General features: G+C 73.5%; 13 protein-coding genes. 8 read left to right on the top strand and 5 right to left on the bottom strand.

All coding sequences use genetic code 11. The features are described from left to right. Position 1: 1 nt before the first annotated feature. Complete coding sequence (locus ACIO5D_RS25765; RefSeq protein WP_363604850.1) at positions 2–334, bottom strand: DUF3817 domain-containing protein; 333 nt, start codon at positions 332–334, stop codon at positions 2–4. Between the two features lie 295 nt (positions 335–629). Between ACIO5D_RS25765 and ACIO5D_RS25760 the strand changes: the two genes are divergently transcribed. From ACIO5D_RS25760 to ACIO5D_RS25745, 4 genes are all read left to right on the top strand, one after another. Next, positions 630–1268 carry an AIM24 family protein gene (locus ACIO5D_RS25760; protein WP_363604848.1) on the top strand — a complete coding sequence of 213 codons (639 nt, stop codon included), beginning with the start codon at positions 630–632 and terminating at the stop codon, positions 1266–1268. After that, a complete protein-coding gene (locus ACIO5D_RS25755) occupies positions 1268–1918 on the top strand; it encodes an AIM24 family protein (protein ID WP_363604847.1) in 651 nt (216 codons plus the stop codon). The genes ACIO5D_RS25760 and ACIO5D_RS25755 overlap by 1 nt, the downstream gene beginning before the upstream one ends. 260 nt (positions 1919–2178) lie before the next feature. Further along, positions 2179–2976: an AIM24 family protein gene (locus ACIO5D_RS25750; RefSeq protein WP_363604908.1), complete on the top strand. Its 798-nt coding sequence runs from the start codon at positions 2179–2181 to the stop codon at positions 2974–2976. A 39-nt stretch (positions 2977–3015) separates the two neighbouring features. Beyond that, positions 3016–3531, top strand: a complete 516-nt coding sequence (locus tag ACIO5D_RS25745) for a MarR family winged helix-turn-helix transcriptional regulator (protein WP_400798054.1) — start codon at positions 3016–3018, stop codon at positions 3529–3531. 77 nt (positions 3532–3608) lie between these two features. Here ACIO5D_RS25745 and meaB read toward each other — a convergent pair whose 3' ends face one another. Further along, on the bottom strand, positions 3609–4565 hold the full coding sequence (meaB, locus tag ACIO5D_RS25740) for a methylmalonyl Co-A mutase-associated GTPase MeaB (RefSeq protein WP_363604844.1): 957 nt from the start codon (positions 4563–4565) through the stop codon (positions 3609–3611). A gap of 73 nt (positions 4566–4638) precedes the next feature. Continuing rightward, entirely contained in the window at positions 4639–5832 is a 1194-nt protein-coding gene (locus ACIO5D_RS25735; protein WP_400654642.1) for an acetyl-CoA C-acetyltransferase, read from the bottom strand. 283 nt (positions 5833–6115) lie between these two features. Here ACIO5D_RS25735 and mce point away from each other — a divergent pair, with 283 nt between their 5' ends. The 3 genes from mce to ACIO5D_RS25720 all read left to right on the top strand — a co-directional run bounded on the left by mce (position 6116) and on the right by ACIO5D_RS25720 (position 12780). Further along, the gene (gene mce, locus ACIO5D_RS25730; RefSeq protein ID WP_363604842.1) at positions 6116–6559 is read left to right on the top strand and encodes a methylmalonyl-CoA epimerase; all 444 of its coding nucleotides are present in this window, start codon (positions 6116–6118) and stop codon (positions 6557–6559) included. 501 nt (positions 6560–7060) lie between these two features. Next, positions 7061–11743 (top strand): hypothetical protein, encoded by a 4683-nt coding sequence (locus ACIO5D_RS25725; protein ID WP_400798051.1) that lies wholly within the window; start codon positions 7061–7063, stop codon positions 11741–11743. Between the two features lie 107 nt (positions 11744–11850). Next, entirely contained in the window at positions 11851–12780 is a 930-nt protein-coding gene (locus tag ACIO5D_RS25720; protein WP_363604839.1) for a cellulose-binding protein, read from the top strand. Between the two features lie 178 nt (positions 12781–12958). Here ACIO5D_RS25720 and ACIO5D_RS25715 read toward each other — a convergent pair whose 3' ends face one another. Continuing rightward, on the bottom strand, positions 12959–13270 hold the full coding sequence (locus ACIO5D_RS25715) for a hypothetical protein (protein WP_363604838.1): 312 nt from the start codon (positions 13268–13270) through the stop codon (positions 12959–12961). Continuing rightward, positions 13267–14061, bottom strand: a complete 795-nt coding sequence (locus tag ACIO5D_RS25710; protein WP_400654633.1) for an alpha/beta fold hydrolase — start codon at positions 14059–14061, stop codon at positions 13267–13269. Before ACIO5D_RS25710 ends, ACIO5D_RS25715 begins: the two co-directional genes overlap by 4 nt. 92 nt (positions 14062–14153) lie before the next feature. Here ACIO5D_RS25710 and ACIO5D_RS25705 point away from each other — a divergent pair, with 92 nt between their 5' ends. Next, the gene (locus ACIO5D_RS25705) at positions 14154–15161 is read left to right on the top strand and encodes an ATP-binding cassette domain-containing protein (RefSeq protein WP_363604834.1); all 1008 of its coding nucleotides are present in this window, start codon (positions 14154–14156) and stop codon (positions 15159–15161) included. Position 15162: the final 1 nt, after the last annotated feature.

Here is a 15162-nt window from a genome sequence, read left to right as displayed (position 1 = left end):
GTCACGCGGCGGCGGGCTCGCGCTCGGCGGCGGCCGGGTGCTCGCCGCGCTCCTCCTTGGCGAGCATCCGCTCGGCGAAGAAGCCGCCGGTGGGCAGCACCGAGAGGACGAAGAGCAGGACACCGCGCTTGAGGTCCCACTTCTGCGCCTGCCAGGCCATGATCCAGAAGACCGCGTACAGGATGAACAGGATCCCGTGGATCATGCCCATCACCGGGACACCGTCGAAGCTGGTGGTGCGCTTGAGCACCGAGCAGACCAGCAGCAGGATGAAGGAGACCCCTTCGGGGCCGGAGACCAGGCGCAGTCGGTGGACGGCGGCGTTGCTCTTCACGTTCGGTTCCTCACCGGGGCGGGGGCGGCGGAGTGCGCGGTTCGGGAGCCGGGCATGCGCACAGTGCTTGTGAACGGGCTCACAAGCCGTCACCCATTATCACCGACCCACCCGTCCGGACGACCCCGGGGGCCGGACACGTGCCCGATGTCACAGGACCGTCCGGATCGCCGCCGGCCGGGACCGCGCGCGCGTCCGCCGCCCGCCCCGGCCTGAGCTGCGAATTTGTCCCAGACCCGTACCAGAACCTCCCCGCCCCTCCCCCGAGGGCGCCCGGTCCCGCTAGATTGCGGCCGTGGCACAGTTTCGACTCCAGGGGTCCAAGGTGCTCGCCGTCGACATGACGGGCGACGCCGTGAAAGCCAGAAATGGCTCGATGGTCGCGTACAGCGGCCAGATGAACTTCAAAAAGCTCACCGGCGGCGGCGACGGCCTGCGCGGCATGGTGACCCGACGGCTGACCGGCGAGCAGATGACGGTCATGGAGGTGAAGGGGAAGGGCACCTGCTACTTCGCCGACAAGGCCACCGAGATCAACCTGGTCCGGCTGAACGGCGAGACGCTCTACGTCGAGTCGGACAACCTGCTCTGCACCGAGGCCACGCTGAAGACCGGCACCAGCTTCACCGGTCTCAACGGCATGTCCTCGGGCAACGGCCTGTTCACCACCAAGGTCGAGGGCCACGGCTGGGCCGCCGTCACCTCCAAGGGGCCGGCGGTCATCCTGCGGGTCTCCCAGGGCATGCCGCTGCGGGTGGACCCGGGGGCGTACGTGGCGCACACCGGCAGCCTGCACCGGAGCCTGAAGTCGGGCGCCGGCTGGAGCACCTTCATCGGCGAGGGCGGTGGCGAGGCCGTCCAGGTGGAGTTCACCGGCGAGGGCCTGGTGTACGTGCAGCCGTCGGAGAAGGCCACCATCGGGGGTGACGTCTGATGCCGTTCACGAAGGTCAACAACAAGATGGTCGAGGCCCGGGTCGTCCCCGGGCAGCGGCTGTTCAGCCAGCGCGGCGCGATGCTCGCGTACACCGGCGAGGTCCGCTTCACCCCGAACATCACCGGCGGGCAGGGCGGGGTGATGTCGATGATCGGCCGCCGGGTGGCCAACGAGGACACCCCGTTGATGACGGTCGAGGGCCAGGGCACCGTGATGTTCGGCCACGGCGGCCACCATGTGCACGTGATCGAGCTGGCCGGCGACACCCTCTTCGTGGAGGCGGACCGGCTGCTGGCCTTCGACGGCTCGCTGCAGCAGTCCACCATGTTCATGGGCTCGCAGGGCGGTGTGATGGGGATGGTCCGCGGCCAGGTCACCGGCCAGGGCCTGTTCACCACCAAGCTGGACGGCCACGGCTCGGTGGCGGTGATGGCCCACGGCGGTGTGTTCGAGCTGCCGATCACCCCGAACCAGCCGGTGCACGTCGACCCCCAGGCCTATGTCGCGCACCGCGGCCAGGTCCAGAACAAGCTGTCCACCGCGCTGGGTTGGCGCGACATGATCGGGCGCGGCTCCGGCGAGGCGTTCCAGCTGGAGCTGTCCGGGAACGGCACGGTGTTCGTGCAGGCGAGCGAGGAGAAGCTCTGATGTCCTACCCGCCGCCGCCCCCGTACGGCCAGCCGAACAGCCCGTACGGCCAGCAGCCGCCGTACAACCAGCCCACCCAGCCCGGCTATCCGGCGCCCCCGCCGCCCGGCTACGGCCCGCCGCCGGGGCCCGGGTACCCGCCCCCGCCGCCGCAGGGCCACCCGCAGCAGGGCGGCTACCCGCCGCCCCCGCCGCAGGGCTACCCCGCCCAGCCGCAGCAGCAGTACGCCCAGGAGCAGTTCGGCGGCGCCCAGGCCCCGCTGCCGACGGCGCAGAGCGGCTCCGGCCCGGTGGTGTACGACGCGCACAGCCTGCCGGTCAACGACAACGTCAACCCGTACGCCTTCTCGGTGGACCTGAACGGGGCGTACTTCCTCCAGAAGGGCAAGATGATCGCCTACTACGGCGACATCTCCTTCAAGGGCGTCGGCTCCGGCGTGCTCGACCGGATGATCGGCCAGCACTTCAACTCGCCGATGCACGCGGCGGACTGGGTGGTCGCCGAGGGCCGCGGCAGGCTGCTGCTGGCCGACCGCGCCTTCGACCTCAACTCCTACGACCTGGAGGACGGCAACCTGACCGTCCGCTCGGGCAACCTGCTGGCCTACGAGCCCACGCTGCGGCTCAAGCAGTCGATCATCCCGGGCTTTCTGACCCTGATCGGCACCGGCAAGTTCGTCGCGGCCTCCAACGGCCCGGTGCACTTCGTCGAACCGCCGATCCGGGTGGACCCGCAGGCGCTGGTCGGCTGGGCGGACTGCCCGGCGCCGTGCCACCACTACGACCACGACTACATGCACGGGGTGATCGGCGGGCTCCGCCGCCTCACCGGGCTGGGCGGAGCGTCCGGCGAGGAGCACCAGTTCGAGTTCATCGGCGCCGGCCAGGTACTGCTGCAGTCCACCGAGATCCTGCTGGCCGAGCGCGCGGTGGGGGACGTGCACGTCGAGGCGGGCGTGCCGATGGGCGGGGTTCCGTCCCAGCCCGGACAGGGCCACGGCGGGGGCGTGCCCGGCCTCGGTAACCTGGGCGATCTCGGGCGACGTTTCGGCCTGTAAATTTGTACAAGATTTAACTAAATGGGGTATGCTGTCCCCATGGATGCGCACACGATCGACGCCGCGGACGTCTCCCCCTCGCCACCCGGGGAGGAGGCGCCCTGGCTGACGGCCCGGGAGCAGCAACTCTGGCGCGCGCATCTGGAGGTCTCCAGACTGCTGGACTACCAGCTCGGCCGTGAACTCCAGCCGCACAACCTGGCGATCAACGACTACGAGATCCTGGTCGTGCTCTCCGAGGCACCGGAGCGCCGGATGCGGATGACCGACCTGGCGACCGCGACCCTCCAGTCCAAGAGCCGGCTCTCGCACCAGATCACCCGGATGGAGACGGCCGGCCTGGTACTCCGCCAGGAGTGCCCGGGCGACCGCCGCGGCCTCTACGCCCACCTCACCGAGCAGGGCTGGGAGACCATGCAGAAGGTCGCCCCGGACCACGTGCGCAGCGTCCGGGCGCACTTCATCGACCGCTTCACCCCGGAGCAGCTGGACGCGATGTACGAGGCGCTGGCACCCGTCGCCGAGCACCTGCGCGGGCTGCGCGGACGGGCCTGACCATCGGTGAGGGCCCGGCCTCCCCCCGTCGGGGAGGCCGGGCCCTTCGGCGTCCCGGCCCGGAAACCGGCCCCGGCTCAGCTCTGGGTCAGCCCGGCGACCAGTTCGTCGGCGGCGCCGTACGGGTCCAGCCCGCCGGCCACCACCCGCTCGGCCAGGGCGGTCAGGTGACGGTCGCCGCGCAGGTCGCCGATCCGGGCCCGCAGCGCGGCCAGCGCGATCGCCTCGATCTCGTCGGCCGCCCGGCGGCGACGGCGCACGGCCAGCTCGCCGTGCTCCTCCAGCCAGGCCCGGTGCTTCTCCAGCGCCTCGACCACCTCGTCCACACCCTCGCCGCGGGCCGCGACGGTCTTCACGATCGGCGGCCGCCAGTCCCCCGCCTCCCGGGCCTCGCCGAGGCCGAGCATGTGGTTCAGCTCCCGGGCGGTCGCGTCGGCGCCGTCCCGGTCGGCCTTGTTGACCACGAAGACGTCGCCGATCTCCAGGATCCCGGCCTTGGCGGCCTGGATGCCGTCGCCCATGCCGGGGGCGAGCAGCACCACGGTGGTGTCCGCCTGGGCGGCGATCTCCACCTCGGACTGGCCCACGCCGACGGTCTCGACCAGGATCACCTCGCAGCCGGCCCCGTCCAGCACGCGCAGCGCCTGCGGGGCCGTCCAGGAGAGCCCGCCGAGGTGGCCGCGGGTGGCCATCGAGCGGATGAACACCTCCGGGTCGGTGGCGTGCTCCTGCATCCGGACCCGGTCGCCGAGCAGCGCGCCGCCGGAGAACGGCGAGGACGGGTCCACGGCCAGCACCCCGACCCGCTTGCCGAGCCGGCGGTAGGCGGAGACCAGGGCGGAGGTCGAGGTCGACTTGCCCACGCCGGGCGAGCCGGTCAGCCCCACCGTGTACGCCTGCCCGGTGTAGGGGGCGAGCGCCGCCATCGCCTCGCGCAGCTGGGGCGCGCCGTTCTCGACCAGCGAGATCAGCCGGGCGACCGCACGCGGACGGCCCTCCCGGGCCTGCTCGACCAGCGTCGCGACATCGATCATCGGGCAGCTCCTCACGGGATCGGGGCCGCGGACCACCCCTGGCGGTCCGCGGCCCCGAAGGCAGGTCGGACGATCAGGCCTTCGGAACCCTGACGATCAGCGCGTCGCCCTGGCCGCCACCGCCGCACAGCGCGGCCGCGCCGACACCGCCGCCGCGCCGCTGGAGCTCCAGCGCCAGGTGCAGCACCACACGGGCGCCGGACATCCCGATCGGGTGGCCGAGCGCGATCGCGCCGCCGTTGACGTTGACGATGTCCGAGGAGACGCCCAGGTCCTTCATGGACTGGTGGGCGACCGCGGCGAAGGCCTCGTTGATCTCGATCAGGTCGAGGTCGGCGACCTCCAGGCCCTCCTTGGCCAGCGCGTGCCGGATCGCGTTGGACGGCTGCGACTGCAGCGAGTTGTCCGGGCCCGCGACATTGCCGTGCGCGCCGATCTCGGCGATCCAGCTCAGGCCCAGCTCCTCGGCCTTGGCCCGGCTCATCACGACCACGGCGGCGGCCCCGTCCGAGATCTGCGAGGAGGTGCCGGCGGTGATCGTGCCGTCCTTGGCGAAGGCCGGGCGCAGCCGGGCCAGGCCCTCGACCGTGGTGTCGGCGCGGATGCCCTCGTCCTGGCTGAAGACGACCGGCTCGCCCTTGCGCTGCGGGATGGCGACCGGGACGATCTCGGCCTCGAAGACGCCGTTCTGCTGCGCCTTGGCGGCCCGCTGGTGCGAGGCGGCGGCGATCTCGTCCTGGACCTCGCGCGGGATGCCCAGGCGGGTGTTGTGCTTCTCGGTGGACTCGCCCATCGGGATGTTCTCGTAGGCGTCGGTGAGCCCGTCGTACGCCATCGCGTCCAGCAGCTCGATCGCGCCGTACTTGTAGCCCTCGCGGGACTTCGGCAGCAGGTGCGGGGCGTTGGTCATCGACTCCTGGCCGCCGGCCACCACGATGTCGAACTCACCGGCCCGGATCAGCTGGTCGGCCAGCGCGATGGCGTCCAGGCCGGAGAGGCAGACCTTGTTGACGGTGAGCGCCGGGACGTTCATCGGGATGCCCGCCTTGACGGCGGCCTGACGGGCCGGGATCTGGCCGGCGCCGGCCTGCAGCACCTGGCCCATGATCACGTACTGGACCTGCTCACCCGTGATGCCGGCCCGCTCCAGAGCCGCCTTGATCGCGAAGCCGCCGAGGTCGGCGCCGGAGAAGCCCTTGAGCGAACCGAGCAGGCGACCCATCGGGGTCCGCGCACCGGCAACGATCACAGAGGTGGTGTTGGTCATGGGACGGGCCCCTTCGCACGTCGTGGCCAGGTGAGGATGCCGCTCAATGTACTGACCTGTTACCCGCCCGTCACCGGAACGACGGTGTGATCGAGCGCACTGGCACTGTCCAGTCAACACCGTGTCAACGCGGTTCGGGTGAACCACGGGCGTGTGAGCAGACTCGCACGCCGAGCACTGGCGCGTTCCAGCGGCATGCGCTGCACTGTTGCCGTCCCGCCGCCCGCCCCGCCGCCCGCTCGGATCGCCCGCTCGGACGGCCGGCCCAGACCCGGAGGTCGCCGTGCTGACCCGTATCGACCACATCGGCATCGCCTGCTTCGACCTCGACCGGACGGTCGAGTTCTACCGCACCACCTACGGCTTCGAGGTGTTCCACAGCGAGGTCAACGAGGAGCAGGGGGTCCGCGAGGCCATGCTCAAGATCAACGACACCGGCGACGGCGGCGCCTCCTACCTCCAGCTGCTGGAGCCCACCCGGCCCGACTCCACCGTCGCCAAGTGGCTGGAGAAGAACGGCGAGGGCGTCCACCACATCGCCTTCGGCACCGCCGACGTCGACGGGGACTCCGAGGCGATCCGCGCCAAGGGCGTCCGGGTCCTCTACGAGCAGCCCCGGACCGGCTCGATGGGGTCCCGGATCACCTTCCTGCACCCCAAGGACTGCGGCGGCGTCCTGACCGAACTGGTCACCTCCGCCGGGGGCGACGGGCAGCAGGCGCACTGAGCGCCCGGCGGGTGCCGTCCGGCGACGGCACCCGCTTCCCGCCGCCCGTTCGCTCAAAACCCGTCAGTAATCTCACCCCGCACCCGGAAAACCCCCACGCGCCCATTCCCCCACTGGGCGCTCCCACTACAATGCCCGAGTGCGCGAAGACTCCGGGGGACGGGGACGACGAGCACGGCCGATGACAGGCCGTCCGCCCCCGGGGTGGCCGGCCCGTCGCAGGGGAGTCCATTACGCGGGCACGGCTGAACAGTCTCAGTTCGGATCTGTCACCATATTCTCCACAAGGCAAGAGTTCGCCCAGGAGTCCACTCGGACGGGGGAACGCGGAACCACCGCGCTTCCACGGCCAGGGCTCCGACGACCGTGGCGGACGCCCCCGACCAGAGGGGGCCGTCCACCGGCTGCGGATGCAAGGACCAGTCGGACCGGGCCCCGGACAAGCGGGAACCCGAACCGGCCGGGTCGAGGACGCGACCAGGAGATGGATGGGACCGCGGAGTGCGGGGCTACGACCGCTACGAGGTTGACGATCACCTCTCCCAGTTCGAGGCCGAGATGGATCGGACTCGCAAGGAGCGGGACAAGTCAGTCGAGCATGCCGAGGACCTCGCCTACCAGGTGGAGGTGCTCCGGGCCAAGCTGCACGAGTCCCGTCGCATGCTCGCCCAGCCGCGCGCCTTCGACGCCGTTTCCGGCCAGGCCGAGCAGATGCTCCGCACCGCCGAGATGCAGGCCCAGCAGCTGCGCGCCGACGCCGAACGGCAGCTGCGCGACTCCCAGGCGGCCACCCAGCGGCTGATGGCCGAGGCCGCCGAGCGCACCGCCCGGCTGGAGGCCGAGCTCACCGCCCGCCGCCGCCAGCTCGAGGAGGAGCTCGCCGAGCTGCGCCGCAGCGCCGAGCAGCACGTCAACGAGAACGTCAACTGGGCCGAGCAGACCCGGGCCGGCACCGAGCAGGAGGCCCAGCGCCTGCTCCAGGAGGCCCGCGCCGAGTCCGAGCGGATGATGGCCGCCGCCCGGGCCGAGGCCACCGCCCTCGCCGACCAGGCCCGCGCCCAGACCGCCGCCGACGTGGACGCCGCCCGCGGCGAGGCCCAGGCCGCCGCCGAGGCCGCCCTCCAGCGGGCCCAGAGCGACGCCCAGCGACTGCTGCGCGCCGCCTCCGAGCAGGCCCAGCAGGCCAGCGCCCAGGCCGCCGCGGACGTCAACGCCGCGCGCGGCGAGGCCCAGCAGCAGCTGGCCGGCGCCCACGCCGCCGCCGGACAGCAGCTCGCCTCCGCCCAGGCCGAGATCGGCCGGCTCAAGGAGCAGGCCGCCGCCGAGCAGGCCCGCGCCGAGCAGGAGCTCGCCCACGCCCAGGCCGAGATAGAACGGCTGCGCGCCGAAGCGATCGCCGAGGCCGAACGCACCCGCCGGGAGGCCGCCGAACTGCGGGCCCAGGCCGAGGTCGCCGCCGAACAGCTCCAGGCCGACGCCGAGGCCGCCGCCGAGCGCAAGGTCGCCGACGGCGAGGCCGCCAACGAGCAGCGCTCGCAGACCGCCCGGGCCGAGGTCGCCCGGATGGTCGCCGTCGCCACCAAGGAAGCCGAGGCCATCAAGGCCGAGGCCGCCACCAAGAAGGCCGAGGCGGAGGCCGCCAAGGCCGCCGCCGCCGAGGAGAGCGAGCGGCTGCGCGCCACCGCCGAGTCGGTGGCCGGCCAGCTGCGGGCCGAGGCCGAGGCCGCCATCGCCGAGCTGCGCGCCACCGCCGAGCGCGATGTCGCGGAGCTGCGGGCCCAGGCCGAGGCCGCCGCCGCACAGCTGCGTGCCGAGGCCGAGGAGGAGGGCCGGGCGGCCGGCGCCAAGGACGCCACCGTCCACCTCGCCAAGGCCGCCAAGACGGCCGAGGAGGTGCTCGCCCGGGCCGACCAGGACGCCGGCACCGCCCGGAGCGAGGCGGCCGCCGAGGCCGAGCGGATCCGGACCGAGGCCGCCGCCGAGGCCGAGCGGCTGCGCGAGCAGGCGCAGGCCGCCGTCGAGCAGGCCCAGAACGCCGCGCTGGACGACGCCGCCGGCATCCGCGAGCGGGTGCAGCAGATGCAGGACGAGGCCGCCCGGCTGCGCGCCGAGGCCGAGGAGCTGCGCTCCCAGGCGGCCGCCGAGGCCGACCGGGTGCGCGGCGAGGCCCGCCGCCAGGCCGTCGTGCAGATCGAGGAGTCGGCGAAGAGCGCCGAGGAGCTGCTCACCAGGGCCAAGGCCGACGCGGACGAGCTGCGGGCCGGTGCGGCCGGTGAGATCGAGCGGCTGCGCGCCCAGGCCAAGGAGCAGGCCGCCGAGACCCAGAGCCGCGCCGAGCAGACCCTCACCCGGGCCCGGGCCGAGGCCGAGAAGATCACCGCCACCGCCGAGCAGCAGGGCCAGGACGCGCTGGCCGCCGCCAAGGCAGCGGCCGCCGAGAACCGGACCGCCGCCGAGCGCGAGACCGCCGAACTGCGCCGCGAGGCAACCGAGTTCGACCATCGGGTGCGCGCCGAGGCGAACGCCTCGGCCGAGGCCGTCCGGGCCGACGCGCAGGCCGAGGCCGCAGCCGTCCTGGACGCCGCGGTGGCCGACTCCGAGCGGCTGCGCACCGAGACCGACGCCGAGCTGGCCCGCTCCCGTGGCGAGGCCGAGGCGGCCGCCGACGCGCTTCGCGAGGAGAGCCGGCGCGAGCGCGAGGAGGCCTCCGACGGGCTGCTCCGCGAGCGCGAGGAGACCGCCGAGCACCTGGCCGCCGCCAAGGCCGCACGCGAGCAGGCCGAGCAGGCCGCCGCCGAGCTCACCGAACGGACGGCCGCGGAGACCGCCGCGCAGCGCGAGGCCGCCGAAACCCACGCCACCCGCGTCCGCACCGAAGCCGAACAGGCCGCAGCCGAACTCACCGAGCGCACCGCCGCGGAGACCACCGCGCAGCGCGAGGCCGCCGAAACCCATGCCACCCGCGTCCGCACCGAAGCCGAACAGGCCGCAGCCGAACTCACCGAGCACACGGCCGCGGAGACCACCCGCCTCCAGGCCGAAGCCGAACAGGCCGCCACCGAACTCACCGAGCAGACCGCCGCGGAGACCACCCGCCTCCGGGCCGAGGCCGAACAGGCCCTGGAGGCCGCCAAGGCCGCCGCCGAGCGGCGGCGGACCGAGGCCGCAGCCGCGGCGAAGGCGGTGCGCGAGAAGGCCGAGGCCGAGCTGGCCCTGGCCGCCGAGCAGGCCTCGACCGTCCGCGCCGAGGCCGGGCGGGAGCTGTCCGAGGCCCGCGCCACCGCCCAGAACATCCGCACCGAGGCGGCGGGGGTGCTGGAGCAGGCCCGCGTCGACGGCGAGGAGCTCGTCGCCGCCGCCAAGGCCGAGGGCGCCGAGCTGGTCGCCGTCGCCGAGGACGAGGCCGCCGAGGTCCGCCAGTCGGTGGCCGGTATGTACGAGGCCGCCTCGCAGCAGATCGCCGAGCAGCGGGCCACCGCCGAGCGGGAGGCCACCGAGGTCCGCGACCGGGCCGAGCAGGACGCCGCCGAGCTGCGCGACACCGCCGACCGCGAGACCACCGAACTGCGGGCACTGGCGGAGCGGGAGACCACCGAACTCCGCGAGCGGACCGACCGCGCCGTCGCCGAGCTGCACGAGGCCGCCGACCAGGAGACCGCCGAGCAGCGGGCCCTGGCCGACCGCGAGACCGCCGAGCAGCGCGCCCTCGCCGAGCGGGAGACCACCGATCTGCGGGCCAGGACCGCCGCCGAGGTGGCCGCGCTGCGCGAGCAGACCGCGCTGGAGCTGGCCGCCGAACGCGAGGCGGTCGAGTCCGAACTGGCCCACCAGCGCGTCGAGGCCCACGCCTACGACGAACAGCTGCGCGCCGACGCCGAGGCCGAGCTGCGCGCCGCCCAGGAGGCCGCCGACCAGCAGCGCGCCGAGTCCGAGGCGCTGGCCGCCCGGACGGTGGCCGCCGCCGAGGAGCGGGCCGCCGCCACGATCGCCGAGGCGGAGGAGTTCGCCGCCTCGCTACGGGCGGAGGCCGAGGAGTACGCGCTGGCCACCCGGACCCTCGCGGACGACTACGACACCGCCACCCACGCCCGGGCCGACGCCTACGACGCCGACACCCGCGAGGCCGCCGAGCAGTTCGACCGGGCCACCCGGGACCAGGCCAACTCCGTTCTGGAGAAGGCCTTCGCGGACGCCGAGGCACTCGGCGAGGACGCCCAGACCACCGCACTGGCCACCACCGCCGCCGCCGAGGAGCAGGCGGACGCGATGGTCGCTGCCGCTCGCAAGGAGGCCGACCGGCTGGTCGCCGCCGGCGAGGCGGCCGGCCAGAACGAGGTCGAGAAGGGCCGGGCGGACGCCGACGCGCTGCTCTCCGAGGCCCGCCGGGACGCCACCGCGATCCGCGAGCGCGCCGAGGAGCTGCGCGAGCGCACCGACGCCGAGGTCGAGGCGCTGCACGAGCGCGCCCGCAAGGAGAACGCGCAGGCGATGAAGTCGGCCGGCGAGCGGGTGGACGCCCTGGTGACGGCCGCTCAGGAGCAGCTGACCGAGGCCGAGGAGCAGGCGGTGGCCACCGTCGCCGAGGCCGAGGACCGGGCGGCGGCGCTGGTCGCGGCCGCCGAGGAGCGCGCCAACGAGCTGACCTCGCAGGCGTCCGCCGAGGCCAGCAAGGTCCGGATCTCGGCCGTCCGCAAGGCGGAGGGCCTGCTGAAGGAGGCCGAGACCAAGCTCGCCGACTCCACCAGCCGCGCCGAGGCCCTGATCGTCAAGGCCGAGGCCAAGCTGAAGTCCGCCCAGGACGACGCGGAGGAGCGGGTCGAAGCCGCCTCGACCGAGGCGGAGAAGCGGCTGCGGGCCGCCGACGAGACCGCGGACGAGCAGATCGAGCTGGCGAAGGCGGAGGCCGAGCGGCTCCTCACCGAGGCCCGGGCCGAGGCGAAGCGGGTCACCGGCGAGGGCCGGCGCGAGCTGGACGAACTGGTGCGGCGCCGCAAGGACATCAACACCGAGATCTCCAGGGTGCAGGACGTGCTGTCCGCGCTGGAGGCGTTCGAGGCGCCGTCACCGGTCGCACAGACCAACGGGGGAAGCAGCAACAAGAAGGACGGGGGTGCCAAGGCCGGTGCCGGAGTGGGCGCCCCCCGGTCGGGTGGCAATCGCTCCGGTGGCGCACCACCCGATTGAGCGGACATTCTCCGCGATGCAACGGCATTTCGCCGACGACACTCCGGTAACGTGTCAGGATTCCCTCAACCACCTCAGCGGTTTGACGACAGGAAGCCCAGAACCCCATGAGCGACAGTCACTCCCCTCACGGCTTCGACCTGGTGCGCCGTGGGTACGAGCGCGCCCAGGTCGACGAGCGGATCACCAAGCTGGTGGCCGACCGTGACAGTGCCTTGACCCGGATCAGTGCGCTGGAGAAGCGCATCGAGGAGCTCCACCTCGAGACCCAGACCGCCCAGGCGGCGGTCACGGAGACGGAGCCCTCCTACGCCGGTCTCGGCGCCCGGGTCGAGAAGATCCTGCGGCTCGCCGAGGAGGAGGCCAAGGACCTGCGCGAGGAGGCGCACCGCGCCGCCGAGCAGCACCGCGAGCTGGCCGAGGCGGCCTCCCAGCAGGTGCGCAGCGAGGCCGAGAACTACGCCAAGGACCGCAAGGCCAAGGCGGAGGACGAGGGTCTGCGGATCGTCGACAAGGCCAAGAGCGACAGCGCCCAGCTGCGCGCCGAGGCCAACAAGGACGCCCAGAACAAGCGCGAGGAGGCGGACGCCCTCTTCGAGGAGACCCGCACCAAGGCCGCCCAGGCCGCGCTGGAGTTCGAGACCAACCTGGCCAAGCGCCGCGAGCAGTCCGAGCGCGACCTGGCCGCCCGTCAGGCCAAGGCCGAGAAGCGCCTCGCCGAGATCGAGCACCGGGCCGAGCAGCTGCGCCTGGAGGCCGAGAAGCTGCGCACCGACGCCGAGCGCCGCGCCCGCCAGACCGTCGAGACGGCCCAGCGCCAGTCCGAGGACATCGTGGCCGACGCCAACGCCAAGGCCGACCGGATCCGCAGCGAATCCGAGCGCGAGCTGGCGGCGCTCACCAACCGCCGCGACAGCATCAACGCCCAGCTGACCAACGTCCGCGAGATGCTGGCGACGCTGACCGGCGCGGCCGTGGCCGCCGCCTCGCTGCCGAACGACGACAGCATGGGCGTGCCCGCCCAGCAGTCGCGCTGACGCATCACCGACAGGCCCTCACCCGCCCGGGTGGGGGCCTGTTCTGGTTCCCCGCCAGTCCCGCCGCCCGCCCGGCCCCGGCCGGTCCGCCGGATCGCGCCGGATCACGGTGGGCGGGGCACCGGCCCGTCCGGCACCCCGCCCACCCCGCCCACCGCGGCCATCACAGCCACCGCGCTCAGCGCGGGTACGCGCCGTCCGGCCGCTGGTACCCGCTGCTCAGCTGGTTGCCCTCGTCGTCCGACACGGTGCCGAACCACGAGGTGCACCAGACCGTCACCGAGTCCGGCCAGTACTGCACCTCGAAGGGGTGCCCGGGCCCGTAGTCCCCGTACGAGGTGACGATGAACGTCTCCCCGGGCCGCATCCAGTAGTCCTCGCCGAGCGGCTCCAGGGTCAGCTCGACCAGCGCCTCGCCGCGGTTGGTGACGGGCATCCGGCCGGTCACCTCCAGCGCCGAGAAGTCCCAGCCCGCCGCGTCGCCACTCATCCGGCGACCCGCGCCAGCAGTCTGCGCACCGCCGCGTCGAACGCCTCCGGCGCCTCCAGCGCGCTCAGGTGCCCCACGCCCGGGACGACGGTCAGCTCGGCGTCCGGCCTGGCCCGGACCATCAGCTCGGCCTCGGACAGCGGCGTCAGGCCGTCCTTCTCCCCCGCCACCACGGCGGTCGGCACCCGTACCCCGGCCAGCACGTCCAGGGCGTCCGGCCGGGCCGCCATCGCCCGCTGCGCCCAGGCGACGGCCGCCGGTGACGCCTCCGCGATCATCCCCTCCACCCGCTCCACCAGGTGCCCGGAGTCCGGCCCGAGCTGCCCGGCCGCCGTCCGCTCGTCGAGCAGCAGCCGGACGCTGTCCCGGGCCAGGACGGCGGCGGCGATCCGCTCGCGGTTGGCCCGGGCCGCCTCGGTGTCGGCGGTGGCCCTGGTGTTGGCCAGCAGCAGGCCGGCCAGCCGCCGCGGGTGGCGGCGGGCGAAGGCCAGCGCCACGTACCCGCCCATCGAGAGCCCGCCGACCACCGCCCGTTCGATGCCGGCCGCGTCCAGCAGCAGCGCGACATCGTCGGCGACGGCGTCCAGCGAGGGCTCGTCGGTGCCCAGCTCGGTGCCGCCGAAGCCGCGCTGGTCGGGGGCGAGGACGCGGGCCTCGTCGCCGGTCAGTCCGGGCAGGGCGTCCAGTTGCGCGGACCACATCGAGGCGTTGTGCGGAAAGGCGTGCAGCAGCACGAGAGGTGTTCCGGTGCCGCTCTCGCGGACCGACAATGCGGAGGGGAGCTGGGTCATGGGCCCACCGTAGTTCGGCGCACCCGGCGGGCCCACTCAGCGGGCCGCCATGTCCGCTTTGTCATATCCTGACGGAGAGTAAGGGAGCGCGAATGATCGAGTTGCACGACCTGACAAAACGTTACGGCACGACCCTCGCCGTCGACCGGCTGAGCTTCCAGGTCCCGCAGGGCGTGGTCACCGGTTTCCTCGGCCCCAACGGCGCGGGCAAGTCCACCACGATGCGCATGATCCTCGACCTCGACCGACCCACCTCCGGCCGCGTCACCATCGACGGCAAGCGGTACGGACAGCTCAGCGAGCCGCTCAAGTACATCGGCGCGCTGCTGGAGGCCAAGGCCGTCCACCCCGGCCGCACCGCCCGCGACCACCTGCTCTGGCTCGCCCAGAGCAACCGCATCCCGACCGGCCGGGTGGACGAGGTGCTCAGCCTGGTCGGTCTCACCTCCGTCGCCCGCAAACGCGCCCGCGGCTTCTCCCTCGGCATGGGCCAGCGCCTGGGCATCGCCTCGGCGCTCCTCGGCGACCCGGAGATCGTGATGTTCGACGAACCGGTCAACGGGCTCGACCCGGAGGGCATCCTCTGGATCCGCAACCTGATGAAGCGCCTCGCCGCCGAGGGCCGGACCGTCTTCGTCTCCTCCCACCTGATGAGCGAGATGGCCGTCACCGCCGACCACCTGGTCGTCATCGGCCGGGGCCGGCTCCTCGCCGACCTGCCGATGCCCGAGTTCATCCGGCGCAACTCCCGGTCCGCCGTCCGGCTGCGCACCCCGCAGCCGGAGCTCCTGCTGGACGCGCTGGCCGGCGCCGGGCTGCGCGGCGAACCCGGCCCCGACGGCTCGTACGAGGTGGTCGACGGCAACCTCGCGGCGCTCGGTGAACTGGCCGCCGTCCACGGCGTGGTGCTGCACGAGCTCAGCCCCCAGCAGGCCTCACTGGAGGACGCGTTCATGCAGATGACGGCCGACTCCGTGGAGTACCACGCCGGGGCCGGCGAGGGCTTCGACGCGGCCGGCGCGCCCGGCGCCTGGGGCGCCCGGTGGCACGACGACGGCGCGGCGCGGAAGACCGTGCCGGCCCGGCAGGAGGAGAACTGAG

It is taken from the genome of Kitasatospora sp. NPDC087315 (genome assembly GCF_044744345.1).
In the GTDB taxonomy this organism is placed as follows: Bacteria; Actinomycetota; Actinomycetes; order Streptomycetales; family Streptomycetaceae; genus Kitasatospora.
Note: the sequence above shows the minus strand (reverse complement) of the source record. Positions and strands in the feature narration are given on the sequence as shown.

Excerpts from the sequence above, each read along its gene's own strand:
- ACIO5D_RS25755 (WP_363604847.1), top strand. The coding sequence starts at position 1,268 with ATGCCGTTCACGAAGGTCAACAACAAGATGGTCGAGGCCCGGGTCGTC.
- ACIO5D_RS25745 (WP_400798054.1), top strand. The coding sequence starts at position 3,016 with ATGGATGCGCACACGATCGACGCCGCGGACGTCTCCCCCTCGCCACCC.
- meaB (WP_363604844.1), bottom strand. The coding sequence starts at position 4,565 with ATGATCGATGTCGCGACGCTGGTCGAGCAGGCCCGGGAGGGCCGTCCG.
- ACIO5D_RS25735 (WP_400654642.1), bottom strand. The coding sequence starts at position 5,832 with ATGACCAACACCACCTCTGTGATCGTTGCCGGTGCGCGGACCCCGATG.
- ACIO5D_RS25720 (WP_363604839.1), top strand. The coding sequence starts at position 11,851 with ATGAGCGACAGTCACTCCCCTCACGGCTTCGACCTGGTGCGCCGTGGG.
- ACIO5D_RS25715 (WP_363604838.1), bottom strand. The coding sequence starts at position 13,270 with ATGAGTGGCGACGCGGCGGGCTGGGACTTCTCGGCGCTGGAGGTGACC.
- ACIO5D_RS25710 (WP_400654633.1), bottom strand. The coding sequence starts at position 14,061 with ATGACCCAGCTCCCCTCCGCATTGTCGGTCCGCGAGAGCGGCACCGGA.
- ACIO5D_RS25705 (WP_363604834.1), top strand. The coding sequence starts at position 14,154 with ATGATCGAGTTGCACGACCTGACAAAACGTTACGGCACGACCCTCGCC.